Origin of the sequence: Haemophilus parainfluenzae (assembly GCF_003252725.1) — a bacterium.
GTDB classification, from domain to species: Bacteria; Pseudomonadota; Gammaproteobacteria; order Enterobacterales; family Pasteurellaceae; genus Haemophilus_D; species Haemophilus_D parainfluenzae_L.
In genome coordinates, this window is sequence record NZ_QEPO01000005.1 from 60,113 (window position 1) to 86,637 (window position 26,525).

The following is a 26,525-nucleotide window of genomic DNA, read 5'->3' on the forward strand; positions in this document are numbered from 1 at the left end:
CAAACGTCTGATAACAAGCTTGCATTCCCCCCTTTAACCTGTAAACTACCCCACAACTTAAAAATTAATCATAAAATAAACAATAAATGACCAAAAAATCTTTTAAAAAATCGGATCCGAATTATCAAAAAGAATTAGCAAAATATGGTAATCCGATCCCAAGCAGAGACTACATTCTGCAAATCATCCGTGAAAATAATGCCCCGATGAGTCGGGAAGAAATTTTGACCGCACTTTCAATTAAAAGTGATGAACAACAAGAAGCCATGCGCCGCCGATTGCGCGCCATGGAGAATGATGGACAATTAGTTTTCACTAAACGTAAACGCTATGCCTTGCCTGAAAAATTAGATTTATTCAAAGGCATGGTCATCGGCCATCGCGAAGGCTATGGCTTTTTACAAGTCGAAGGTAAAAAAGAGGATCTCTTTATTCCTAATCACCAAATGCAACGTGTAATGCATGGTGATTTTGTATTAGCCCAACCTGCAGGCTTAGATCGCCGTGGTCGTCGCGAAGTCCGTATTGTTCGCGTACTTGAAAGTCGTAAAAAACAAATTGTCGGCCGTTTCTTCTTAGAAAATGGCTTTAGCTATGTGGTGCCTGATGACAGCCGTATCGGACGAGATATTTTAGTCCCTAATGAACACCGCAATGGGGCTCGAATGGGGCAAGTTGTCGTGGTTGAATTGCAAGAACGATCTGCCTCCTTCACTCAACCTGTTGGTATTATTACCGAAATTCTGGGTGACAATATGGCAAAAGGGATGGAAGTGGAGATTGCTCTTCGTAATCATGACATTCCTCACCAATTCCCAAGTGCGGTCGAAAAATACGTTAAAAAATTCACGGAAGAAGTGCCTGAAGAAGCAAAAAAAGGCCGTGTGGATTTACGCAATCTGCCACTGGTTACCATTGATGGCGAAGATGCGCGCGATTTTGATGATGCCGTATATTGCGAAAAAAGCGGTAAAGGCTGGAAGCTTTGGGTGGCAATTGCCGATGTCAGCTATTATGTGCGTTTACGTTCTGCATTGGACACAGAAGCTTATAACCGAGGTAACTCCGTTTACTTCCCTAATCGTGTTGTGCCAATGTTGCCGGAGATTTTATCCAACGGATTATGTTCACTGAATCCACAAGTTGATCGCTTGTGTATGGTGTGTGAAATGCACATTTCTGCCAAAGGTAAACTCACGGACTATCGTTTTTATGAAGCGGTAATGAATTCTCATGCACGTTTAACCTATACGAAAGTCGCGGCAATTTTAGACGGCGATGATGAGCTCCGCACGCGCTATCAAGGGCTAGTACCACATTTAGAAGAATTGCATCATCTCTATCAAGCGTTACTCAATGCACGCAAACAACGTGGTGCCATCGATTTTGAAACCATCGAAACCAAATTTATTTTCAATGCCATGGGACGAATTGATCGCATTGAACCTGTTGTGCGAAATGATGCGCACAAAATCATTGAAGAATGCATGATTCTTGCAAATATTGCAGCGGCAAACTTTATGGAAAAACATAAAGAGCCAGCACTCTATCGTATTCATGCCACACCAAGCGAAGAAAAACTGACGTCTTTCCGTGCGTTTTTAGGTGAATGTGGCTTAAGCCTTGAAGGAGGCATGAAACCGACCACAAAAGATTATGCGAAATTGTTAGAGCAAGTGAAAGATCGCCCAGATCACGAACTCATTCAAACCATGTTGCTCCGTTCCTTAAGCCAAGCGGTTTATCATGCGGATAATATCGGTCACTTTGGTTTGGCTTTAGAGGAATATGCACACTTTACTTCCCCGATTCGTCGCTATCCGGATTTAACCCTTCATCGTGGGATTAAGTATTTATTAGCAAAAGAAAAAGGTGCTAAACGTAAAACGACGGATACTGGCGGCTATCACTATTCCTTTGATGAAATGGATTTATTAGGTGATCACTGCTCAATGACCGAACGCCGTGCTGATGATGCCACTCGCGAAGTAGCAGATTGGCTGAAATGTGAATATATGCAAGATCACGTGGGCGCTGAATTTAGCGGAGTGATCTCATCTGTAACGGGCTTCGGCTTATTCGTGCGTTTAGATGATTTATTCATTGACGGCTTAGTCCATATTTCTACTTTAGATAACGACTACTATCAATTTGATGCGGCCAAACAACGTTTAATCGGTGAAAATAGTGGTATGATCTACCGCCTTGGCGATAAAGTAAAAATTCGCGTGGTCGCCGTTCATTTAGAACAAAAAATGGTAGATTTTAGTTTAGTCGAAAGTGCCAGAAAACCACGTCGTGTTGGCAAAACGGCAAAACAAAAAGCAAAAAAAGTCTTTAAGGAACTGCCACCTAAAGCGTCAAAAAAACGTAAAAGTGCGGTCAAAAATAAAGATGTTTCTAAGAAACCAACTAGAAAACGGAAGAAATAATATTTTTACCCAATCTCCCCTTCCCCCCTCTTTGCTAAAGAGGGAGGATAATGACAAAAAATAATAAATAAGAGAACCCTATGTCAGAAAATATCTATGGTATCCATGCTGTAAACAGCATTTTAGCAAATAGCCCTGAGCGTTTAATTGAAGTTTTTGTGCTGAAAGGACGTGAAGATAAACGCCTACAACCCTTACTTAATGAGCTCTATGCTTTAGGCATTGCGGTGCAATTTGTAAATCGTCAAACATTAGATAAAAAATCCAATGGTGAAGTGCATCAAGGTGTGATTGCTCGTGTGCAAGAAGCGAAAGAGCTAAATGAACATGATCTGGATGAACTCCTTACTCGTAAACAAAATCCACTTTTATTAGTGCTTGATGGCGTGACGGATCCCCATAACCTGGGAGCCTGTTTACGTACTGCGGATGCTGCCGGTGTGAGTGCTGTTATCGTGCCAAAAGATAAATCCGCTCAACTCACTTCTATTGCACGTAAAGTGGCTTGCGGTGCTGCGGAGACTGTGCCATTAATTCGCGTAACCAATTTAGCGCGTACTTTGCGAGATCTACAACAAAATCATAATATTTGGGTAGTAGGTACGGCCGGCGAAGCAACAGAAACTATTTATCAAAGTAAACTTACTGGTTCTCTTGCCTTAGTGATGGGGGCCGAAGGTGAAGGCATGCGTCGTCTTACTCGTGAACATTGTGATCAACTCATTAGTATTCCAATGGCGGGCTCAGTTTCATCCCTCAACGTTTCCGTTGCGACGGGTGTATGTTTATTTGAAATTGTGAGACAACGTCTGGCAGCCTAAAAATACGTGAAAAAACGACCGCACTTGATATAAAAAATGCCGATAAATCATTATCGGCATTTTTATTATTTTGAAATGGTTTTCCCGAATATCATGGAAAGCACTAAAGTACATAATGCAGGCACAAGCCACGCAAGCCCTTGTGAATAGAGCGGGAAATGAGTCATGATTTGATGTAACCCTTCTGGCAACATATCCAAGTTTTTCAGGCTATCAATCAAACTAAAACAAACTGTCACAAAAATAGTGGTGTAATAGCTCAATCGAATAGAAGGCAATTTATTACGCACGAGCTGTAAAACCACTAACATGATCGCCATTGGGTAAATCAACAACAAGGCTGGAATCGTTACTCGGAGTAATTTTGTTAAGCCATATTGTGAAATAATTGTCGTCATGGCAGTGAAGAAAACAATCCAGAATGGATAAGAAAAACGTGTCGAAAACTTAGAGAAATAATCACCACACGCACTGGTTACGCCCACTAATGTGGTTAAACTTGCTAAAGTAATAATCCCAGCCATAATCCAGGTTCCTGCCGTGCCAAATAAACTGTTCACATAACGAGAGAAAATTTGTCCGCCATTTGTTGCGCCTTGTGCCACAGCATCAGAAGTCGCCCCTAAGTAGAATAAGGCAAAATACAAGCAGCCTAATAAAATGACTGAGACAAAACCCGCTGAAATAGTATATTGAACAATCTTTTGTGGATTGGTCACATTTTTTGCAGACAACGCCCGTGCAACAATGCCACCAAAGGCAATCGCAGCCAGTACATCCATTGTTTGATAACCACTAATTAATCCTGTGGTTAATGCTGAATTCTCGGCATAAGCCTGCGACGGGGCAACAATGTCAGAAAGAGGTGAAACAAAAACCGTGATCCCAACAACGAGCAATAATACCAACAATGCTGGCGTCATCACTTCACCCACCGTTGAAATAATGGTACTTGGGCGAATCATGAATCCCATCGCGATAATATTAAAGATCACAGAGAAAATAAGACGTGTTGTCGCACTATCTTCAACGAGCCCCAATGGTAACCATGCCATTTCATAAGCGACATTAGTAATTCGAGGCATTGCAAAGGTTGAACCGATGACTAAATAAAGAATGGTTAAAAAGGCTACGCCTGCCCACTTGGGTAAGTCCTTAGTCAGTTCTTCACCACGTCCTAATACTGACACAACAACTAATGTAATAAATGGCATGAGTACGCCTGTTATCACAAATCCTAGCGAAGCGGTTGCCCAATGGTTACCTGCGGAGTAACCTTCCATCGGTGGAAAAATAATATTTCCTGCGCCTAAAAATAAAGCAAAAATCATCATGCCTAATACGATGATGTCTTTTTTTGAAAACATAAGTATTCTCGAATAAATAAATTTTAAGGATTTTACTATTAAATTGTTTTTTATTCCAAAAATGAAAATAAATTTTGTGAAATAGATCACGAAATCTATCACACTCCGATTAAATCTCACATTATCCACCGACGCTTTTTCCAAAATCAGTAAATTTGTGATAGTATCTAAGCTTTATTATTTTTTATTACTTTTTTAGGAGAGAATGAATGAATAAACTGAGTTTGATTCAACAAATTCAGCGTTTTTTCAAATTGGAATCAGCTGGCGGAATTTTATTACTTTTTTCAGCGGTAGTTGCAATGCTATTAGCCAATTCACCGCTTAATCAAACCTATAATGACTTTTTAAACTTACCAGTCAGCATTCAAGTAGGTACTTTTTCTATCGATAAAACCTTAATTCACTGGATTAATGATGGTTTTATGGCGGTATTCTTTGTTTTAGTTGGAATGGAAGTCAAAAGAGAATTATTTGAGGGCTCCCTTTCAAGCTATCAACAAGCGATTTTCCCCGCTATTGCAGCGGTGGGGGGAATGATTATTCCTGCATTAGTTTATGTATTTATCGCCCAACACGATCCCGCTTTAGCCGATGGCTGGGCTATTCCAATGGCAACAGATATCGCCTTTGCACTCGGGATCATGGCATTATTAAGTAAACAAGTACCACTCCCACTAAAAATCTTTTTACTTGCTTTAGCCATTATTGATGACTTAGGCGCTATTGTTGTTATTGCACTGTTTTTCTCACACGGATTGAGTGTACAAGCACTCATATTTGCTGCAGTTGCTATTGTTGTACTTATCGCATTAAATCGCTTTAAAGTGGCCGCACTTTGTGCCTATATGGTGGTGGGAACAATCCTATGGGCTTCGGTATTAAAATCAGGTGTGCATGCTACCCTTGCAGGGGTTATCATCGGATTTTGTATCCCATTGAAAGGCAAAAATGGCGAAACACCATTACACGACTTTGAGCATATTCTTGCCCCTTGGTCATCCTTTGTTATCCTGCCATTATTTGCATTTGCCAATGCGGGGGTAAGCTTCGATGGCATTAATCTCAGCATGCTGACATCTCCATTATTGCTCGCGATTTCGCTTGGCTTAATTATCGGAAAACCACTCGGCGTATTTGGTTTCAGTTATCTTTCCGTTAAACTTGGCATCGCAAAACTACCACAAGGCATCAACTTCAAACAAATTTTTGCCGTGGCGATTTTATGCGGTATTGGCTTCACCATGTCGATGTTCTTAGCAAGCCTTGCCTTCAATGCTGATGCCGGTGAAAGCATTAACGCCCTTTCTCGATTAGGGATCTTATTAGGCTCCACTGTTTCAGCTATTGTGGGGTATATCGCGTTGAAAGTAACTACTGCGAAAAGTAAAGGGTAATCAAAACAATGGAAAAACTAACCTGTTATGTGATTTATGCATCTGAAAAAATAGAGGGACTGAGTCATTTTTTACAATGTGCCTCTGATTCTCACGTTGTTCCTATTCCTGCAGTAACTAAAGAACAGGTTAGCTTACTCGGTAATTCTTCAGCCTTATTTAATTTAAAGAAAGCGGAAGAACTACTTGAGCGCACTCCCAATAACAAAGAAATCGCCCATACGCTGTCTCACATTCATTGTTGGAAAGTCATTGCTGAAAATGAACAGCTACAAGACAATGATTTTGCTTTAATTGCTGAAAGTGAAATACAACCTGTTGAAAACTTCATCCAACATGCTATCGGTTATGCTAATAAATACTCTTCTTACGGCATTATCAAATTGCAACATGATGGTGATGCTCGTTCTGGTGAACGCTTATTTCAAGCTGGTGATGAACCAGATGCGCTAATATATGGAGATACAAACCAATACAACTATGGTGGTTCGCTTTATCTCATCCGAAAAAATGTCGCAAAAAAATTGACCGCACTTTTAAGTGAAACGAAACCCTACTGGCTTTCTGATCAATTCACTGCTTTTTATGAACCTCAAAATATTGCTCAAGCACGTTATCTATTGGGGGAAAATCCAGGCCAAAAACAACAAGATAAAGTTGAAAATCCACTATTTAGTATCATTGTTCCAATCTATAATGTTGAACCTTACCTCGAGCAATGTATTGAATCTGTCTTGGCACAAGATTATCAGAATTATGAACTTATTTTAGTTGATGATGGTTCACCAGATAATTCTATCGACATTTGCGCCAAATATGCTAAACAATATTCTAATATTGTTTTTATCCATAAAATTAACGGTGGAGTATCCGACGCAAGAAATGCAGGCATTCAAATTGCTCGAGGAGAGTATTTAATGTTTTTAGATAGTGATGATTATTGGGAAGGAACAACTGTTCTCTCTGATTTACAAAAGATAATTACTGAAAATAATCCCGATATTATCTTCAATTATATGAGCAGTATCTATCCTGACAAAATTGTAAACCATTACATCAACCGAGATAAGCTAATAGGTTCTTTTAGGGAAGACTTTCAAGGTCTTTATCAAGATGGAATTTATCTTGGGTTCCCCTTTACAAAAACAATAAAAAGAGAATTAATTTTAAAAAACCACCTCTTTTTTATAAAAGGACGATCTTTTGAAGATGTGGCATGGAGTTTTTTTCTTACTAAATATATTAGTAGTTATGCGATTTATAAAAACTGCTTTTATATGTATAGAAGAGAAAGAAAAGGTTCAATTAGTTCTGTTGCGACCTCTAAAAATCAAGTAAGTCTATTTCAAAATCTATCTGATGTAATAACTGAAATAGAAAATATGAAACTCAACAATGAGTTGTTGCCTGGATTTAAAAAATATGTAGATGATATTTATGGGTATGTAATGACATGCTATGAACTACTGCCAGAGAATGAAAAAGTAGATTTTCTTAATTTGAAAGAAAAATACGAAAAAGAATTTAATGCTTTGTGGTAAATATTATAGATAAACACACTATTAATACTAATTAAGATTTATAAGTTGAATAAAAAATCCCTTAGTGCTCACTGAGGGATTTTTACAAGTCTTATTCAGAAAACAACCGCTTGATCTCTTTCTCGTACAAATAAATATTCACAGGATTAGTTGGTAATTGAGAATCCAAATATTCATTTGCTCTTTTCACATATTCTTCATGATGCTTATCATGGTTATCAATCACATCAAGCAACACTTTTGCACCTTCAAATGCGTCAAACTGATCGTAGTAATACCCCACGCCTTTAGGGATAAGTTTTGAATTATGAATAAATGGATAGCCACCATACAAAGCATCATTGTAAGCATAATTCAAACCATTTTCCCACTGATGACTTAGCACAATATCTACATAGCGAGTAAGAAAATCAGGCATTTGATAACGCCCTTCTACCGTCATCACCCCATTTTTAACAAGATTAGTTCGACCTATAAAATTGAAAAAGGTTGGATTATCTTTTTTATCGTAGGTGTTGCACATATAGACGTTTTTAATTTTCTCAGGAGCTTCACGATAGGCCTGTTCAGCAATTAACACTGGTGTAAAACACGTTTTTACAATGTTAATATTGGCTTCAAAAGAAGCTATACGCTTAGCTTTTTTCTCAGTATCTGGTTTATACCCAAAAGTAAGATTATGCTTCTCTTTGATTCGCTTAATCACCTGATCACAGAATACCGGCGACCAAATTGCAGGCACCACATAAGCAGGACAACGATACATAATGGAAAAATAAGATTTACAGGTATTCTCATGCTGTGGGATCATCCATACAGAATCAAATAACGTACCATTAAACACTCTTCCTGCTTTCTTATCAAAGAGGAAATTTTCCATATCCATAATAAAGTCATTGCCCATTTTATAGCAAACAACTTTACCACCATGCTGATGCATTCGAGTAACTTGATGAGGTTCAATCACTAATGTCCCCTCAATCAATACGTCTAATTGATCAATTACATCCTCAATATAAGCGTATTTCAAATTTAATCCATCAAGCATAAACCCTTCTGGAGGTGTAGTGCGCTTTTCTGGTCCCCAAGAAACCAGAATAACATCTTCTACAATTGACGAATGTTGAAATAAATGAAAAAGATGAATGACATTTTGATTTGCGCCGTTTGCCCAAATATCCGTAACCTTCGCCTCTAAATTAAACGTAATTCCAATTTTATATTTACGCATATTCTTTTTCCTCTTCTATTATTTAAGTCATCTAAAAGTGCGGTCAAAAATAGAACTATTTTTAAATGGCTTAAATAATAAAAATCACTCGGATATTCCTACCCGAGTGATTTGTCTAGTTTAGTAAGTGACTACCATTGATAACCTACACCGGCACCAACATTGTAATCACCTTGAGTGGTTGCTGCCCCGCTCACTTTGAAGATAACTTTATTGTTATCGCTCGCACGAGAGTAACCTACTGCAACGGCACTTTCACCTTTGTAGTTACCTACACCAAGGCCAACCATTGAACCACCTGGTTTAGTCACTTGTGGAATATTCGCTGCAGCAGTTGCTCCTGCGATACCACCACGAAGTTTCTTATCAGTTTTCTTCATTTCACTACGAACTGCACCAACAGAACGATCAACATATTGTTTGTTTGCTGCATCCGTACCACGAACTGGATCTGCTACATTTGTGATTCGACGTTCATTACCGACTGAACCAACTGAAACAGTATTTGCTTCATTTGCTACAGAGCCTTGGCCTAGTGCTACTGAGTTAGCTGCAGTTGCTTTCGCGCCTTGACCAACAGCGGTTGAGTTTTTACCTGAAGCTTGTGAGTTATTACCTAACGCTGTGCCATTTTCGCCACTTGCATTTGATCCATAACCAACCGCAGTTGCATCTTTACCTTTCGCTTTCGCACTATTACGTTTGCTGGTGTTATCCGCTGCAAATGCTGTTTTACCATCTTTACTGATCAAGCCTGAATCTTCAATACGTTTTGCGGTGCTTTCAGCCGCTGTTGCTGAAGATTTAGCTGCTGAAGCTGAAGAGCTTGCAGCAGTCGCTGAAGAATCTGCCGCTGATGCTGATGAACTTGCTGCTGTTGCTGAGCTGTCCGCCGCTGAAGCGGATGAGCTTGCTGCGGTTGCAGAGCTATCTGCTGCTGAAGCTGAAGAACTTGCTGCAGTTGCAGAAGAATCTGCCGCTGAAGCCGATGAACTTGCTGCAGTCGCTGAGCTATCTGCTGCTGATGCGGATGAGCTTGCAGCTGTCGCTGAGCTGTCTGCTGCTGAAGCTGAAGAACTTGCTGCGGTTGCAGAGCTGTCTGCTGCTGAAGCTGAAGAGCTTGCAGCTGTCGCTGAGCTATCTGCTGCTGAAGCTGAAGAACTTGCTGCGGTTGCTGAGCTATCTGCTGCTGAAGCTGAAGAGCTTGCTGCAGTTGCAGAAGAATCTGCCGCTGACGCTGATGAGCTTGCTGCTGTTGCTGAGCTGTCTGCTGCTGAAGCTGAAGAGCTTGCTGCGGTTGCTGAGCTGTCTGCTGCTGAAGCTGAAGAGCTTGCTGCGGTTGCAGAAGAATCTGCCGCTGATGCAGATGAGCTTGCTGCTGTTGCTGAGCTATCTGCTGCTGAAGCTGAAGAGCTTGCGGCTTTCGCTGAAGAATCTGCCGCTGATGCAGAAGAGCTTGCTGCGGTTGCAGAAGAATCTGCCGCTGAAGCTGAAGAGCTTGCGGCTTTCGCTGAAGAATCTGCCGCTGATGCAGAAGAGCTTGCTGCGGTTGCAGAAGAATCTGCCGCTGATGCAGAAGAGCTTGCTGCGGTTGCAGAAGAATCTGCCGCTGAAGCTGAAGAGCTTGCTGCGGTTGCAGAAGAATCTGCCGCTGAAGCTGAAGAGCTTGCTGCAGTCGCTGAGCTATCTGCCGCTGACGCTGATGAGCTTGCGGCTTTCGCTGAAGAATCTGCCGCTGATGCAGAAGAGCTTGCTGCGGTTGCAGAAGAATCTGCCGCTGATGCTGAAGTACTTGCAGCTGTTGCTGAGCTATTTGCTGATGAAGCGGCACTTACAGCTGCTGAAGCTGCACTTTCAATTTTACTTAAGTTGCTGGTAACCACTTCCGCCGCTGATGTTGCCGCTGAAGCTGCTGTAGAGGCTAAAGAAACTGCATTACTTGCACTTGAAGCGGCTGTCTTGGCTGTTTCATTTGTTTGATCTAGCTGTGAAGTTACTGCATAAAGTTGTGAACCATTGATCGCTTCTGTTGAAGTCGCGGAAATATTTCCTGCTGCAACATTGATCAATTTACGCTCATCACCTACTGCACCGACACTTACAAAGCTACCCGCACCTGCAACGGTTCCTTTGAAGCCACTATAGGTTAAATTACCCACAGTTGCTTCAGTTACATTTGCAATAGGATGAGAACCTGTCGTAGTTGAATGATTACCTAAAACCACTGCTTCATCTAAACCTGCAGCGATATTTAAGTTATTACCCAATACGGTTGTACCGTTTGATGCAATAGTATTACCGTGTCCAATAATCGTGTTATTTTTAACGCCATCTTTTACGTTATTTGCAACACCTACAGCAATAGTATTTTGGGTGTTATTACCAACAAGGTTATACACCCCTAATGCTGTACCATTTTTTACATTTTCACCAACCCAAGTGCGAGCACCAACTGATGTACCATTTGTTGTGCTGTTATCCACACCAGCGTAATGACCTAATGCTGTACCATCATTTGTATTTGGACGAACATAACTTCTTGAACCTACAACGGTTGCATTCACAGAATCTTTACCCGCTGCAGAGAATTGTCCCACTACAGTCGCATTCACTGAATTTGCTTCGGCCACAGAATTAGCACCTAATACGGTTGCATTTACTGTCCCTGTGCGAGCTGCACTATTAGACCCCACTACCACTGCATCTTCAGATGCTGCTGAAGCACCGTTACCCATAGCAATTGCATTATATGCTGTTTCGGTGGTTGTTGCTCGCATACCTGCTGTAATAGAAAATATACCTTGTGCACCAGCAGACGAACGAACTGAGCCGCCATTAGTTCTTAAACTCTCCTCTGAAGGAAGTCTATCTATATCCTCTGTTCCATCATTTACATGGAAATAAATATTAGCGGCTTGATTAGCCAACTCTAATGCATTATTTGCAGTAGTGTTTGCCGTTGTTGCGAGAGCTAGAGCATTATTTGCCGTACCTTTCGCACCGGCTGCTGCATCGTCTGCTCTTTCTGCTTTAGTTTTAGCATCATCTGCAACAGTTTTAGCATTATCTGCGGTAGCTTGTGCTAATGTTGCCGTACTTGCCGTTGAATTTACGACTGTAATCACGTTGTAAAGCTGTGAACCATTAATCGCATCGGTAGAAGTTGCGCTAATTAAGCCTGCTGAAACATATTGAACCTGTCTAGCAGAGGTACTATTACCGACCGCGAGAACAGACGTTCCACTCTCTTGACCATTATTACCAACTTCATTTCCATTAATTGTAATTGAAGTTAATGAATTACGATTTCCAGTGACTGAACCTGCACCTAACGCGACATCATCAGTATTTTTTGCATTAGCACTAGCCCCTACTGCTACTGCAAAATTTGAGCTCGCTACAGCATCTGAACCAACTGCAACTGATTTAGTACCTGTTGCTTTTGTAGCAATACCGTAAGCCGCGCTATTAGCCCCTGTTCCCTTAGAAAAACGGCCATAAGCCACCCCCCCATGATCTGCGGAGGCTTGATGACCAATAGCAACAGAGCCAGTATCAGTTGCTGTACCACCGCCACCAGCAATCAAAAAGTTATTCGGTTGATAAGTGAAATTATTTAGAGGAGCCGAAATCGCATCTGCCTGTCCTGCAACACCCAATGTTGCCAATGCAACAGCACTTAATTTAAATAATTTACTGACTCGACCTACAACTGTCGGCACTGAAATATCAGAAGATGATTTTACTTGCCCTTTTGCTAATTCGGACGTCACCACCAACGACTGAGTAGTACGATTCCAAATTACTTTAAAAATCTTATTCATAAAAAAATGAAACTCCCTTGCATAAATTTAATAATATAAAACTATGAGCCTGCCTCAAAACACCCAAGCAGAGACCAATCCCCATTATCTAACACACGCTTAATAAAATCTAGGCATTTTCAATATAATTTATGTAAATGTATGTAAATAAATTATCCTAAAAAAACAAACACATATTAATTTTGCTTTTATATCCAAATACTATAACAAAATCCCACTCTCTGCTTTAGCAATACCGACACCTGTTTGTTATGAAAAAACGTCATTAAAATTGACCGCACTTTTATCTAAACAAGTGCGGTCATTCTTGAAATAATTCTAATTCACGTTCATAATGAACAAACATTCATATTTTATAGACTGAAGCTTTTTTACTTCAGCATTTTCCGATAAGGCTCACATTATGTCCGATCAACAAACAGATACACAAAACTCTTCAAATAATAAATCTCAACAACGTAAAAAAGGGCTTTCCATTTTTATTCTTTTGCTTCTTCTGATTGCAATCGGTTCTGCAGCTTATTGGTTTTTCTTTATTAAAGGCTTTGAAGAAACGGAAGATGCCTATGTCAGCGGCAATCAGGTGATGGTATCGGCACAAGTCGCGGGGAATATTTCGAAAATTAATGTCGATAATATGGATCCCGTACAAGCGGGCGATGTGTTATTAGAACTGGATGACACCAACGCCAAATTGAGTTTTGAGCAAGCTAAAAGCAATTTAGCCAATGCCGTTCGCCAAGTTTCTCAACTGAATTACACCGTAAAACAATTAAAATCTGCTGTTCGTGCGAATGAAATAACCCTTGCTCAAGCACAAGGAAACTTGAACCGTCGTGTGCAATTAGTCAAAGATGGGGCTATTGATAAAGAATCGTTCCAACATGCAAAAGAAGCCGTTGAACTGGCAAAAGCGAACTTAATGACCTCACAAAACCAACTTGAGGCAAATCAAGCCTTATTGCTAGATGGTCCTTTAAGTGAACAGCCCCAAATTCAAAGTGCGGTCAGTAATTTAAAACAAGCTTGGTTAAATTTAGAACGTACGAAAATCCGTAGTCCAATTAAAGGCTATGTGGCTCGTCGTAATGCGCAAGTAGGGCAAGCGGTTTCTGTTGGCGGGGCATTAATGGCAGTGGTGACTACCGATCAAATGTGGTTAGATGCCAACTTCAAAGAAACACAATTAACCCATATGCGAATTGGTCAACCGGTTAAAATTCACTTTGATCTCTACGGAAAAGATAAAACCTTTGATGGTAAAGTAGTCGGAATTGAAATGGGGACAGGCAGCGCATTCTCATTATTACCCACTCAAAATGCGACCGGTAACTGGATCAAAGTGGTGCAGCGTGTGCCTGTGCGTATTCAATTAGATCCGCAACAGCTAGCTGAAAACCCATTACGTATCGGTCTTTCTGCCACCGTGAAAGTGGATGTGAGTGATAGCCAAGGTGAAACCTTGCGTGACCAAGCGCCAGCTACAACGCTTTATTCCACGAATGTGCTGCAATATGATGAAAGTGCGGTCAATAATTTGATCGAATCCATTATTCGCGACAATAGCTATTAGGTTTCACGATGTCGCAATCTCATTTTTCGCCGGTACAAGGCGGTGCACTGGTTATTCTCACGTTAGCGCTCTCGCTTGCGACTTTTATGCAGGTGTTGGATTCCACCATCGCTAACGTTGCTATTCCTACTATTGCTGGTGATTTAGGGGCATCGTCTAGCCAAGGGACATGGGTCATCACCTCGTTTGGTGTAGCCAATGCAATCTCAATTCCTATCACCGGTTGGCTGGCAAAACGTTTTGGTGAAGTGCGGTTATTTTTAATCTCAACCTTACTTTTCGTCCTTGCCTCTTGGCTTTGTGGCATTTCACACAGTTTGGAAATGTTGATTATTTGCCGTGTCATCCAAGGTGCAGTAGCCGGTCCAATCATTCCTCTTTCGCAAAGTTTATTACTCAATAACTATCCGCCTAAAAAACGCGGCATGGCGCTGGCTTTTTGGTCAATGACCGTGGTGGTCGCTCCTATTTTTGGGCCCATTTTAGGTGGCTGGATCAGCGATAACATTCATTGGGGTTGGATCTTTTTCATCAATGTTCCCATTGGATTGGCCGTCGTCTTAATGAGTTGGAAAATTCTAGGCGATAGAGAAAGCCAAATATCTCATCAACCTATTGATACCGTTGGGCTTGTTTTATTAGTTCTTGGCGTAGGCTGCTTGCAATTAATGCTGGACCAAGGAAGAGAGCAAGATTGGTTTAATTCAACGGAGATTATTGTTCTCACCGTGATTGCGGTTGTGTGTTTGATCGCGCTCACTATTTGGGAACTGACGGATGATAATCCCGTTGTAGATATTTCACTTTTTAAATCACGCAACTTTAGCGTAGGCTGCCTTTCAACTAGTCTCGCTTTTTTAGTGTATTTGGGATCGGTTGTACTTATCCCTCTTCTACTCCAACAAGTTTATGGCTACACCGCGACTTGGGCAGGGCTCGCAGCCGCCCCAGTGGGGTTATTCCCAATTTTACTTTCGCCAATCATCGGTAAATTAGGGCATAAAATTGATATGCGAATTTTAGTCACAATCAGCTTTATGGTTTATGCCCTGACCTTTTATTGGCGAGCCGTAACCTTTGAGCCTGGCATGACCTTTGCCGATGTTGCTTTGCCACAATTTGTGCAAGGTTTAGCGGTTGCTTGCTTCTTTATGCCGCTGACCACCATCACACTTTCGGGTTTACCGCCCGAAAAAATGGCTTCGGCATCGAGCTTATTTAATTTCCTTCGAACCCTTGCCGGCTCAATAGGTACATCTCTCACGACATTTATGTGGTATAACCGCGAAGCCGTACATCACACACAACTCACGGAAGTCATTAATCCATATAATCCGATTTCCCAACAATTCTTCCAAACTATGGCAAGTTTTGGTTTAAACGAACAACAAACAGCATCATATCTTGCCAGACAAATCACTGCTCAGGGCTTTATTATTGGCGCTAATGAGATTTTCTGGTTATCGGCAATTACTTTCCTAGCATTATTCATTATCGTCTGGTTCGCCAAACCGCCTTTTGGAAATCGCCATTAAAAAACCTCAAAAAATAACCGCACTTTGATGATGTTCAAAAGTGCGGTTGGTTTTATTCATGTTTTAGGTTAAATGTCATCTCTTCTAGAGATTTATTTGCTGTTTCAGGAATGAAATATTTGACCATAAAGAAAGAGCCGATACAGCAAACACCATAGAATAAGTAGGTCGGAGCAAGTCCTAAATATTTTAGCATAGGAGGAAAAGTCCAAGTGACAATCACATTACCTATCCAATTTGCGCAAGTGGCAATACCTAATCCTGTTGTACGAATTCGATTAGGGAAAATTTCCCCCAGAATAACCCATAATGCAGGCCCCCAAGTACAGCAGAAAAAGATATAAAAAATATGTGCACTAATTAATGCACTCCATGAAAGCACAGGTGACAATACGAGTGTTTCAGAAGACTGATCGGCACTCATAAAGATAAATCCTGTAACCCAAAGGGAAATTCCCATACCAATAGAACCGATCAGCAATAATTTGCGACGACCTAATTTATCAATATAAAGCATCCCTACAATCGTCATCAATACACCAATAATAGTTGTACCAATTGGAACGGCAAAAGATAAACCTTGTGAAAAACCCACGGCACTCCAAAGTGAAGAAGCATAATATAGAATAATATTAATACCTGTGAACTGAGCAACGAAAGCAAGACTAATCGCCAGCCAAACCACAGGGACAAATAAGGTTTTACTTGATAAAACATTCTTTATCGAAACCACATCATTTGGATCGCCCAAACTGATCTGAATTTCCTCTAACTTCAAATCTGGATTAGTTTCATTAGTATATTTCACTAATACATTTCTTGCCTCATTAAGTCTATTTTTACTGACTAAATAGCGTGGTGATTCTGGCAACTTAAGTGCCATAATACCGTATAGTACAGCTGGAAATACCTCAACTAATAACATCCAACGCCAAGCAAATAATCCCCCCCATAAAGGTGCATTAGGGGAATTATCGATATTAGCTAACACATAATTTGAAATAAAAGAAACGAGCAGACCAATTGCAATAGCTAATTGTTGTAAGCTACCTAAACGCCCACGTAAGTGAGCAGGAGAAACCTCGGCAATATATGCAGGAGCAATAACCGCTGCAATCCCTACACCCAGACCGCCAACTAAGCGCCAAAAGGAAAAATCCCATAAATTAAACGCTAATGCAGAGCCTACAGCTGAAAGTGAAAACAATACAGAAGCAATAAGCATCACTTTCACTCGTCCAAATTTAATTGCTGCAATCCCTGCATACCAAGCACCAATTGCTGAACCTATCAATACCGATGCTACGGCAAAACCTAATTCACCCGCCGTTAAGCCAAAACCGAATTCTGGGCTTTTGATTGACTCAACCGTACCACTTATCACCGCCGTGTCAAAACCAAATAAAAAGCCTCCTAATGCAGCAATGACAGAAATATAAATAACTGCACTTTTCATCTTAAACTCCTTGTTTTCCCAACCATTCAAAAATGGAATTTTGTCCTGATGTTAATTGGTTGTCATAAAGAGGTAAAAAAACACAATGTGGATCGATAACTTTTCCCTCTATGACAACCTTTTCATAAAGTGTAAACATTGCTTGCGTATCTTTTTCATTGTAGATTTGTTCGAGAAGATTGAGGCTATTTTCAATCGGCACGACTTCATCTAAAGTACTATGAATAAGCCATATTTTTTTATTCTTTAAATGATGCAATTTTTCTAGAGCAGGAAGTTTCGCAGGGCAAGCAATTAAAGCTGCAGCAAATAAATCTGGAGCATCAGAAAAAAGTCGTAATCCTTGGTATCCGCCCATTGAACCACCTACGATATAAATACGTTTAGGATCAATATCTTTATACTTAATCAAACTATCTTGAATTAAAGCTAATAAATCATCGGTGTAATCTCGTTTACCATAATAATATTGACCATTTAATAGAAACTTATCCACCCAGAAACTAGGGCATTGAGGAGCAAGAATATAAGGATAATCTAGCATCTCTTGGTGTAATTGGTTTGCGAAAGTCACAGCCATTTTATCGGCGAGAATATTACTCTGATTATTTCCCCCTTCACCTGCACCGTGCAAACAAATAATTAATGGATGTAATTGAAAAGAAAACTTAGGCTGGTAGAAACTGCAAGTAAGATCTTGATAAGTAAAATGAGTGAAACCTTGAGTATCAAGACAAAGGATCGGCAAAATATTACATTGAGAGGCTGAAATATGAAGTGCTTGGTCAAATTCAATTTTTAGCTGTAATTCTGGCCGCACTTGAGTAAATCGCTCAATATCAAAATATAACAATTTAGTAGCGAGACAATGTGCATCTGGTTGAATCAATAAGATAAAATTGCTCTCATTATTTTGATGGCAAGCATTTAAATCAAGTTTTACCCATTCATTTTGAGTATTTAAACTCTTCACCCAAACAGAAACTTGAGATAATGAAAACGCCGAGATGGGCTGCGAAAAAGACAGCTCAATATGAGAAATCTGAGCACCTAAAACATTCACTTTTGCAATAGGTTGGCATTGACAACTAACTGGGTGAGAACATTCCATATTATCCCCCTTTGTTTATATGCTGAAGATAATATCAATCTGTTCATTAACCTTCAATGGTCTCGTTAAAAAATAACCGCACTTTGATGATCTTCAAAAGTGCGGTCGTTTTTTCTAGCCTTTTGCTAAGATGTCTTTTAGGAATCTCGCGGTGTGAGAACCTTTCACCTTGGCAACTTCTTCCGGTGTGCCTGTCGCGATGATTTGACCACCGCCACTGCCCCCTTCTGGACCAAGATCAACAATCCAGTCTGCGGTTTTGATCACATCTAAGTTGTGTTCGATCACCACGATAGTATTGCCTTGATCGCGTAAGCGATGTAACACGTCGAGAAGTTGTTTAATATCAGCGAAATGTAAGCCAGTTGTCGGTTCATCCAAAATATAAAGAGTTTTACCTGTATCGCGTTTTGAAAGCTCTGTCGCTAACTTAACGCGTTGTGCCTCACCACCTGAAAGCGTGGTAGAAGACTGACCTAAACGAATATAAGACAAGCCGACATCCATTAGGGTTTGCAATTTACGTGCAATCATTGGGATCGCATCAAAAAACTCACGGGCTTCTTCCACCGTCATATCTAATACTTGGTGAATAGTTTTGCCTTTGTATCGGATCTCCAAGGTTTCACGGTTATAGCGTTTACCTTTACATTGATCACAAGGTACATACACATCCGGCAAGAAGTGCATTTCAACTTTCAGCACACCATCACCTTGGCATGCTTCACAACGTCCACCGCGCACGTTAAAGCTAAAACGTCCTGGGTTATAACCACGCGCACGCGCTTCTGGCACGCCCGCAAATAATTCACGAATTGGGGTAAATAATCCCGTGTAAGTCGCTGGATTAGAACGAGGTGTACGACCGATCGGGCTTTGGTTAATATCGATCACTTTATCGAAATATTCCAAGCCCTCAATGGATTTATAAGGCGCAAAATCCGTTTTCTCCGCACGATTTAAAGCATTTTGAGCCAGTGGGAATAAGGTATCATTAATTAACGTTGATTTGCCTGAACCTGATACCCCCGTGATACAAGTAAATAAGCCCACTGGAATTTCTAAATTCACGCCTTTTAGATTATTCCCTGTCGCGCCTTTTAATTTTAAAAGCTTGCTTTTATCAAGTGCGGTTCGTTTTTTCGGAATTTCGATTTTTTCTTCACCCGATAAGAACTTACCTGTAATCGAATTTGGATTTGCCATAATCTCTTTGGCTGTCCCTTGTGCAATCACTTGGCCGCCGTGTACACCCGCACCTGGGCCAATATCAATAATATGATCGGCTTCTCGAATAGCATCTTCATCATGTTCCACCACAATTACGGTGTTACCCAAATTACGCAAGTGAATCAGCGTATTTAACAGACGCTCATTATCACGTTGATGTAAACCGATAGAAGGCTCATCCAACACATACATGACACCCACTAAGCCCGCACCAATCTGACTCGCAAGACGAATACGTTGTGCTTCACCGCCCGAAAGGGTCTCGGCTGAGCGAGAGAGGGAAAGATAATTCAACCCAACATTCACTAAAAACTCTAACCGCTCTTTGATCTCTTTCAGGATTTTTTCCGCAATTTGTGCTTTTTGACCGGTTAAAGTAAGCCCTTGGAAAAACTCAAGGGTTTCACCAATGCTTTTCTCTGAAATTTGTGGCAAGTTAATGTTGCCAATATACACGTTGCGAGCTTCAGGACGAAGACGTGAACCACCACAATCTGCACAAGGGCGGTTACTGATGTTTTTCGCCAATTCTTCACGCACAGACATGGATTCCGTTTCTTTATAACGGCGTGCCATGTTATTCAAAATCCCTTCAAAAGGATGCTTGCGGATCACTACATCGCCACGATCGTTCATATACTGGAATTCAATTTCTTCCTTGCCTGAACCGTGCATCACAATATCTTTAATTTTTTGTGGCAAATCTTCGTATGGCGTTTCAATATCAAATTTATAATGTTTCGCTAACGAGGTAAGCATTTGATAGTAATAGAAATTGCGACGATCCCAACCTTTTACCGCACCGCCTGCAAGAGAAATACTTTCATTTTGTACCACACGGCTTTCATCGAAGAACTGCTGAACACCTAAGCCATCACAAGTCGGACACGCCCCTGCCGGGTTATTAAATGAGAATAAGCGGGGCTCTAATTCCGGTACAGAATAACCACAATGCGGACAAGCAAAGTTTGCTGAGAAAACCAATTCTTCAGCCTTAGGATTATCCATATCCGCCACAACCGCTGTACCACCAGAAAGCTCCAAAGCCGTTTCAAAAGATTCTGCCAAACGTGTAGCTAAATCTGACCGCACTTTAAAGCGATCCACCACCACTTCAATGGTATGTTTTTTCTGTAAAGCAAGTTCTGGCGGATCAGATAAATCACAGATTTCACCATCAATTCTTGCGCGAATATAACCTTGTGCCGCCAGGCTGTCTAACAGCTTAACGTGCTCACCTTTACGATTTTTCACCACGGGCGCAAGCAACATCATTTTGCTTTCTTCTGGCAGACTTAAAACTTTATCCACCATTTGGCTGATGGTTTGTGCCGTTAATGGCACATCATGATCAGGACAACGTGGTTCTCCTACGCGAGCAAACAGCAAACGCAGATAATCGTAAATTTCTGTGATCGTGCCCACAGTTGAACGCGGGTTATGAGAAGTGGATTTTTGCTCAATAGAAATCGCCGGCGACAAGCCCTCAATAGAATCCACATCTGGTTTTTCCATCAAAGAAAGGAACTGACGCGCATAGGCAGAGAGCGATTCTACATAACGGCGCTGCCCTTCCGCATAAAGCGTATCAAATGCTAAAGAAGATTTGCCCGAACCGGACAAGCCTGTAATCACAATTAATTTATCGCGCGGAATGGTTAAATTGATATTTTTGAGGTTGTGGGTTCTAGCCCCACGAATGTCGATAGTATCCATAAAAAAAGCGATTGCCTTAAGAAAATAAATTCAAAAATTGCGACCATTATCGCATATTTCAATATCTGTGCAAATATCCAGTTAATTTTTATGGATCTTTTGTTTCTTTTAAGGCAAAATAACCAAAATTTTTCACCTTATTTCTAAAATATAGAGGATTCTATGGCAGGTATTAATAAAGTAATCATCGTGGGTAATTTAGGTAACGATCCTGAAATCCGTACGATGCCAAATGGCGAAGCGGTAGCGAATATCAGCGTGGCAACAAGTGAAAGCTGGACAGATAAAAACACAGGCGAACGTCGTGAAGTGACCGAATGGCACCGTATCGTGTTATATCGTCGTTTAGCAGAAATTGCGGGGCAATATTTACGCAAAGGTTCACAAGTTTATGTTGAAGGTCGTTTAAAAACCCGTAAATGGCAAGATAACAACGGCCAAGATCGTTACACCACTGAAATCCAAGGTGATAACTTACAAATGTTAGGTGGTCGTAATCAAGAGATGGGCGGCTTTGCACCCGCACAATCAGCACCGCAACCAAGCTATCAATCTCATCCGGCACAATCTGCGCCAGCACCACAAGCTGAGCCGCCAATGGACGCATTTGATGATAACATTCCATTCTAAGTTACATATAATTTAAAAAACAAAAGCGTTGTTCTATGTCACTAGAGCAACGCTTTTTCTATACATGCAAGAGGTCAGATTTTTATAACTTTTTGCAAAAACACCCTAAAATTTGACCGCTCTTTTTTCTTCTCCACAAAAAAGCTAATTTTAGGTTCGGATTATTATTCAATTTCGTTATAACTAAAAATCAGTACATATATTTAACAATTCTTTCGGTTTTTCTATGTGCTTTGCTACATTTTTACCGTCTTATTTTCATTAGAGGTACAACTATGCAGCATCGCGATCTTTATCCCCACGAAATCTTACAAGATGTTATTGATAAAAGTTATGCTAAGTCGGAAGGACACCTAAAAACACTGGCTATTTTAAGTTTTTTAGGTGGCGGCTATGTGAGTTTTGGTTATATGGCCTATTTAAAAGTCGTGAGCGGTATTCCTCCAGAGTGGAGTGGGCTATCAACATTACTTGGTGCAGCCGTGTTTCCTATTTGTTTGATTTGTATTCTAATCGGTGGTGGTGAATTAGCCACGGGAAATATGATGATGATGGCATTAGGCCGTTTAACAAAACGAGTAAGCCTTAAAAAATTATTTCGTAACTGGATTGTAGTGAGTTTGGGCAACCTGCTCGGTGCGCTGTTTATGGCATATTTCTTAGGGCATTATGTTGGTTTATCAGAAGGTGCTGCCTCTGCTAAAACCATTGCTATCGCTGAGGCTAAAGTGCAAATGGATTTTGGTCGCGCCTTTGTTTCTGCCATTGCCTGTAACTGGATGGTCTGCATGGGGATTTGGTTCTATTTTGGCGCCAAACAAACCTCCGGTCGTATCCTCGCCATATGGTTCCCAGTGATGATTTTTGTGCTTATCGGATTACAACACTTTGTCGCCAATATGTTTATTATTCCAGCTGGGATTTTTGCTGGTGCTAATGTAACTTGGAGCCAATTCTTCTTCAATATGATTCCTGTCTTTTTAGGCAATGTTACTGGTGGTGCAGCATTTGTCGGCGCATCTTATCTTTATGCCTATCGTCACTTATTAAAAGAAGATTATTGTATTTAGTAAACGAAAATCTACCGTACTTTATAAGAAAAATCCCCTAAATGCTGAATCTAGGGGATTTTTACTTTAAATAATATGCTGTTATTTCAAACCTTTTTTAACCAAATCTTCATAACCGCCATGGTTGGTGACATTGGTATAGCCTGCATTTTTCAGCTCAGTGAGTGCTGCTTCGGCACGGCGACCACTACGACAATAAAGGTTAATTGGTTCATCTTTAGCTGATCCAAGTGCCTTAACACCTTCAATGATTTTATCGTGTGGAATATTCACCGCACCTTGTAAATGACCTGCGTTAAATTCCTCAGCTGAACGCACATCAATCCAAATGCCTTTTGCTTTTTCTGGTTGTACTGCGCTTTGTTCCGTTTGTGGTGCAGTATTTGCATAAGCAACAAAAGAGGTGCTAATGGCAACCGCTGAAATTGCTACAGCGAATAATTTTTTCATCGTTTAATCTCCATTAAATAGAAATAATAGGTTTGCTTAATAATTTAGTTATCATTGTTCATAGTACTCCTAAATAGAATGACAATAAACGGTAAATTAAGCAAAAATACTTGAAAATTTGACCGCACTTTTTTATTTTGTTTTAGTAGTTTCCAGATAGTTTGAATTTTATTACAATCTTTAAATAGAAAAATATGAATCCACAATGATTGCAATCATTTCAATAGATTAAATATAATTAAAAAACTGTTTTATTTGTATTTTTTGTGAAATTTGATACACGCCTAGGAAATATCTATGACTAAGCCGGTAACCTACAACCAGCATCCAGAACAGCAAGCCCGCGACATTATCGATAAAAAACTGGAGCAGGCAGGCTGGACGATACAGTCGGTGAAGCACTTTAATCCCAACAATGGTTTGGGCGTAGCAGTGCGTGAATACCCTACAGACAGCGGACCGGTAGATTATTTGCTATTTGTCGATAGAGAGCCGGTTGCCATTATTGAAGCCAAAGAAGAAAATTTTGGCCATAAGCTCAACACAGTTGAAGAGCAAAGCGCGCGTTATGCCGATAGCGAACTCAAACATATCCCGCAAGCGGATATTGCTTTTTTATATGAAAGCACTGGTGTAATTACCCGCTTTACCAACCGCAACGATCCAGCTCCTCGTGCCCGTGAAGTATTTCATTTTCACCGTCCTGAAACATTGCAAAAATGGGCAAACGAAGGCAAAAACACCCTGCGTGCCAAACTCAAGGCTATCCCGCCACTCAATCCCAATCATCTATCTGCGGCTGAACTCGGCTTGCGCGATTGCCAATTAACCGCCATAGAAAATATGCAAGATTCTTTGGCAAAAGATTTACCGCGTGCCCTAATTCAAATGGCCACAGGTGCAGGTAAAACTTATACCGCCATCAGCATCATGTATCGTTTGCTCAAATACACAGGCAAACGCCGTATTTTATTTTTAGTCGATACCGTCAATTTGGGCGAACAGGCCGAGCAAGAAATGTTGGTTTTTACCCCGTCTGACGACAACCGCAAATTTACCGAACTCTACAACGCCCAAGTGATTAAATCGCCGCACATTCCCAAAGGCGTAGAAGTTTGTATTTGTACCATTCAACGCATGTATTCCCTATTAAAAGGGGAAGAGATGGCGATACCGGATGAAAGCGTGGAATTAGAAGAATGGGAAAACCGTTTAAAAGAGCCCTTGCCCGTTGCCTATCAACCGGATCTGCCACCCGAATTTTTTGATTTTATTTTTATCGACGAATGCCATCGCTCCATTTACAACCTTTGGCGACAAGTGTTGGATTATTTTGATGCCTATCTGATTGGTTTAACCGCCACACCGGACAACCGCACTTTTGGCTTTTTCAATCAAAACGTCGTCAGCGAATACAGCCACGAGCAAGCCGTTGCCGATGGCGTAAACGTAGGCAATGAAGTCTATTTGATTAATACCAAAATCAGCCTGGATGGCGGCAAATTCAAAGCCGAGGAGCTGGTCGAACACCGCGAACGCACCACACGCCGCAAACGCTGGCAGCAGCAAGATAGCGATGAAGACTATACCGCCAAGCAACTCGACAGGGATATTGTCAATCCAAGCCAAATCCGCACCATTATCCGGACATTCCGCGACCATTTACCGGTGATGTTCCCAAATCGTCAAGAAGTACCCAAAACCTTGATTTTTGCCAAAAACGACAGCCACGCCGACGACATCATCAAAATGGTGCGTGAAGAGTTCGGGCAAGGCAACGAATTCTGCAAAAAGATTACGTACAAAGCCAAAGACGATATTGTGGGTGAAAACGGCGAAATCATCGAACAAGGCGAAGAACCCAAAACCGTCTTGGCGAATTTCCGCAACAGCTACAACCCGCGCATCGCCGTTACCGTCGATATGATTGCCACGGGAACGGACGTCCGCCCGCTCGAATGCCTGCTGTTTATGCGCGATGTCAAAAGCCGCAACTATTTCGAGCAAATGAAAGGGCGCGGCACACGTACGCTTGATAAAGAGGGCTTACAAAAAGTCAGCCCTTCCGCATCATCCGCCAAAACCCATTATGTCATTGTCGATGCGATTGGCGTTACAAAATCGCTCAAAACGGCAAGCCAACAATTAGACACCAAGCGTTTGGTCAGCTTCTCCGATTTAGGAAAAGCCGTCGTCTTTGGCGGCGCATATGATAGCGACAGCATCAGCTCATTGGCCGCACGCCTTGCCCGTTTAAACAAACAGCTGGATAACGAACAACAGCAGCAGATTACAGCCATTACAGGCGGCATTCCATTATCGCAACTGGTCAAAGATTTATTTCACGCCATCAATGCCGATGAAGTTCATCAAGCTGCCTGCGAACAAGAAGGCATTTCCATCGATGAGATGCCGTCTGAAGAAAATCTTGCCAAGGTTCAAAAACAACGCGTCAAAGCCGCCACACGTCCGCTTTCCATGGAGCTCATCACCACGCTGGACGACATCCGCAAACAAAACGAGCAGAAAATTGACGCCGAGATTGATGAAGTCATCCACGCAGGCTGGGCGGAAAATGATGAAAGCCTGACCCAAGATTTTGCCGAATGGATAAGCAGCAACAAAGACGAAATCACCGCCTTGCAGATTTTCTATAATCAGCCTTATCAACGCCAAGCCTTAAGCCTTGCAATGATTAAAGAGCTGGCGGCCGCCATCAAAAAAGCCAAACCGAAATTGGCATTCAGTCATATCTGGCAGGCATACGCACATTTGGATAACGTCAGCGAACAGGCAGAAAGCGAACTCACCGCCTTAGTCAGCCTTGTTCGTCGAGTGATTGGCATTGATGGCAAAATCACGCCGTTTAGCAAAACCGTGCGTAAAAACTTCCAAACATGGACTTTTGAACACAACCGCCGCGCCGAAAAACCGCTGACCGAAGAGCAAATGCAATGGCTGACCATGATTCGTGACCACATCATCACCTCCTTTGCCATCGAAGGGAACGACTTTGAACTGACCCCGTTCAACCAATACGGCGGCTTGGGGCAAGCCTATGATGTATTGAGTGAAATTGCCGCCAACGACCAAGACTTTAACACCCTATTAGACGAGATTAATCAACAATGGACAGCATAA

16 protein-coding genes are annotated in these 26,525 nt (G+C 41.2%); 9 read left to right on the forward strand and 7 right to left on the reverse strand.

Annotated features, from left to right (window positions below; all coding sequences use genetic code 11):
• Positions 1 to 86: 86 nt before the first annotated feature.
• Positions 87 to 2,432, forward strand: coding sequence for a ribonuclease R (rnr, locus tag DPV85_RS07100; protein WP_111327537.1), 2,346 nt, complete (start codon positions 87 to 89; stop codon positions 2,430 to 2,432).
• Between the two features lie 80 nt (positions 2,433 to 2,512).
• The gene (gene rlmB, locus DPV85_RS07105; RefSeq protein ID WP_005698098.1) at positions 2,513 to 3,253 is read left to right on the forward strand and encodes a 23S rRNA (guanosine(2251)-2'-O)-methyltransferase RlmB; all 741 of its coding nucleotides are present in this window, start codon (positions 2,513 to 2,515) and stop codon (positions 3,251 to 3,253) included.
• 65 nt (positions 3,254 to 3,318) lie between these two features.
• Here the strand turns inward: rlmB and brnQ are convergent, their stop codons facing one another.
• Complete coding sequence (brnQ, locus tag DPV85_RS07110; RefSeq protein WP_111327538.1) at positions 3,319 to 4,620, reverse strand: branched-chain amino acid transport system II carrier protein; 1,302 nt, start codon at positions 4,618 to 4,620, stop codon at positions 3,319 to 3,321.
• 209 nt (positions 4,621 to 4,829) lie between these two features.
• Here brnQ and nhaA point away from each other — a divergent pair, with 209 nt between their 5' ends.
• Positions 4,830 to 6,017, forward strand: a complete 1,188-nt coding sequence (gene nhaA, locus DPV85_RS07115) for a Na+/H+ antiporter NhaA (RefSeq protein WP_111327539.1) — start codon at positions 4,830 to 4,832, stop codon at positions 6,015 to 6,017.
• Between the two features lie 8 nt (positions 6,018 to 6,025).
• Positions 6,026 to 7,558, forward strand: coding sequence for a glycosyltransferase family 2 protein (locus DPV85_RS07120; protein ID WP_111327540.1), 1,533 nt, complete (start codon positions 6,026 to 6,028; stop codon positions 7,556 to 7,558).
• Positions 7,559 to 7,649: 91 nt separating this feature from the next.
• Here DPV85_RS07120 and DPV85_RS07125 read toward each other — a convergent pair whose 3' ends face one another.
• Both DPV85_RS07125 and DPV85_RS07130 read right to left on the reverse strand, forming a co-directional pair.
• Positions 7,650 to 8,789 carry a DUF2827 family protein gene (locus DPV85_RS07125; RefSeq protein WP_111327541.1) on the reverse strand — a complete coding sequence of 380 codons (1,140 nt, stop codon included), beginning with the start codon at positions 8,787 to 8,789 and terminating at the stop codon, positions 7,650 to 7,652.
• 131 nt (positions 8,790 to 8,920) lie between these two features.
• Entirely contained in the window at positions 8,921 to 12,613 is a 3,693-nt protein-coding gene (locus DPV85_RS07130; protein ID WP_111327542.1) for a YadA-like family protein, read from the reverse strand.
• 403 nt (positions 12,614 to 13,016) lie between these two features.
• Here DPV85_RS07130 and DPV85_RS07135 point away from each other — a divergent pair, with 403 nt between their 5' ends.
• Together DPV85_RS07135 and DPV85_RS07140 are read left to right on the forward strand one after the other, a co-directional pair.
• On the forward strand, positions 13,017 to 14,186 hold the full coding sequence (locus DPV85_RS07135; RefSeq protein ID WP_111327543.1) for an EmrA/EmrK family multidrug efflux transporter periplasmic adaptor subunit: 1,170 nt from the start codon (positions 13,017 to 13,019) through the stop codon (positions 14,184 to 14,186).
• 8 nt (positions 14,187 to 14,194) lie between these two features.
• Positions 14,195 to 15,721 (forward strand): DHA2 family efflux MFS transporter permease subunit, encoded by a 1,527-nt coding sequence (locus DPV85_RS07140; protein WP_111327544.1) that lies wholly within the window; start codon positions 14,195 to 14,197, stop codon positions 15,719 to 15,721.
• 52 nt (positions 15,722 to 15,773) lie between these two features.
• On the opposite strand, the gene DPV85_RS07145 is transcribed toward DPV85_RS07140, so the two are convergent.
• The 3 genes from DPV85_RS07145 to uvrA form a co-directional block, all read right to left on the reverse strand.
• The gene (locus tag DPV85_RS07145; RefSeq protein WP_111327545.1) at positions 15,774 to 17,177 is read right to left on the reverse strand and encodes a sugar porter family MFS transporter; all 1,404 of its coding nucleotides are present in this window, start codon (positions 17,175 to 17,177) and stop codon (positions 15,774 to 15,776) included.
• A gap of 1 nt (position 17,178) precedes the next feature.
• The gene (locus DPV85_RS07150; protein WP_111327546.1) at positions 17,179 to 18,288 is read right to left on the reverse strand and encodes a carboxylesterase family protein; all 1,110 of its coding nucleotides are present in this window, start codon (positions 18,286 to 18,288) and stop codon (positions 17,179 to 17,181) included.
• 114 nt (positions 18,289 to 18,402) lie between these two features.
• Positions 18,403 to 21,234: an excinuclease ABC subunit UvrA gene (uvrA, locus tag DPV85_RS07155; protein WP_111327547.1), complete on the reverse strand. Its 2,832-nt coding sequence runs from the start codon at positions 21,232 to 21,234 to the stop codon at positions 18,403 to 18,405.
• Positions 21,235 to 21,396: 162 nt separating this feature from the next.
• Between uvrA and DPV85_RS07160 the strand changes: the two genes are divergently transcribed.
• Both DPV85_RS07160 and DPV85_RS07165 read left to right on the forward strand, forming a co-directional pair.
• On the forward strand, positions 21,397 to 21,864 hold the full coding sequence (locus DPV85_RS07160; protein WP_049364748.1) for a single-stranded DNA-binding protein: 468 nt from the start codon (positions 21,397 to 21,399) through the stop codon (positions 21,862 to 21,864).
• A 275-nt stretch (positions 21,865 to 22,139) separates the two neighbouring features.
• Positions 22,140 to 22,934: a formate/nitrite transporter family protein gene (locus DPV85_RS07165; protein ID WP_049364747.1), complete on the forward strand. Its 795-nt coding sequence runs from the start codon at positions 22,140 to 22,142 to the stop codon at positions 22,932 to 22,934.
• A gap of 81 nt (positions 22,935 to 23,015) precedes the next feature.
• On the opposite strand, the gene DPV85_RS07170 is transcribed toward DPV85_RS07165, so the two are convergent.
• Positions 23,016 to 23,384 (reverse strand): rhodanese-like domain-containing protein, encoded by a 369-nt coding sequence (locus DPV85_RS07170; protein ID WP_049364746.1) that lies wholly within the window; start codon positions 23,382 to 23,384, stop codon positions 23,016 to 23,018.
• Positions 23,385 to 23,681: 297 nt separating this feature from the next.
• Between DPV85_RS07170 and DPV85_RS07175 the strand changes: the two genes are divergently transcribed.
• A complete protein-coding gene (locus DPV85_RS07175; protein WP_049364745.1) occupies positions 23,682 to 26,525 on the forward strand; it encodes a type I restriction endonuclease subunit R in 2,844 nt (947 codons plus the stop codon).

Coding starts and splice junctions, on each gene's coding strand:
- rnr (WP_111327537.1), top strand. CDS start 87: ATGACCAAAAAATCTTTTAAAAAATCGGATCCGAATTATCAAAAAGAA.
- rlmB (WP_005698098.1), top strand. CDS start 2,513: ATGTCAGAAAATATCTATGGTATCCATGCTGTAAACAGCATTTTAGCA.
- brnQ (WP_111327538.1), bottom strand. CDS start 4,620: ATGTTTTCAAAAAAAGACATCATCGTATTAGGCATGATGATTTTTGCT.
- nhaA (WP_111327539.1), top strand. CDS start 4,830: ATGAATAAACTGAGTTTGATTCAACAAATTCAGCGTTTTTTCAAATTG.
- DPV85_RS07120 (WP_111327540.1), top strand. CDS start 6,026: ATGGAAAAACTAACCTGTTATGTGATTTATGCATCTGAAAAAATAGAG.
- DPV85_RS07125 (WP_111327541.1), bottom strand. CDS start 8,789: ATGCGTAAATATAAAATTGGAATTACGTTTAATTTAGAGGCGAAGGTT.
- DPV85_RS07130 (WP_111327542.1), bottom strand. CDS start 12,613: ATGAATAAGATTTTTAAAGTAATTTGGAATCGTACTACTCAGTCGTTG.
- DPV85_RS07135 (WP_111327543.1), top strand. CDS start 13,017: ATGTCCGATCAACAAACAGATACACAAAACTCTTCAAATAATAAATCT.
- DPV85_RS07140 (WP_111327544.1), top strand. CDS start 14,195: ATGTCGCAATCTCATTTTTCGCCGGTACAAGGCGGTGCACTGGTTATT.
- DPV85_RS07145 (WP_111327545.1), bottom strand. CDS start 17,177: ATGAAAAGTGCAGTTATTTATATTTCTGTCATTGCTGCATTAGGAGGC.
- DPV85_RS07150 (WP_111327546.1), bottom strand. CDS start 18,288: ATGGAATGTTCTCACCCAGTTAGTTGTCAATGCCAACCTATTGCAAAA.
- uvrA (WP_111327547.1), bottom strand. CDS start 21,234: ATGGATACTATCGACATTCGTGGGGCTAGAACCCACAACCTCAAAAAT.
- DPV85_RS07160 (WP_049364748.1), top strand. CDS start 21,397: ATGGCAGGTATTAATAAAGTAATCATCGTGGGTAATTTAGGTAACGAT.
- DPV85_RS07165 (WP_049364747.1), top strand. CDS start 22,140: ATGCAGCATCGCGATCTTTATCCCCACGAAATCTTACAAGATGTTATT.
- DPV85_RS07170 (WP_049364746.1), bottom strand. CDS start 23,384: ATGAAAAAATTATTCGCTGTAGCAATTTCAGCGGTTGCCATTAGCACC.
- DPV85_RS07175 (WP_049364745.1), top strand. CDS start 23,682: ATGACTAAGCCGGTAACCTACAACCAGCATCCAGAACAGCAAGCCCGC.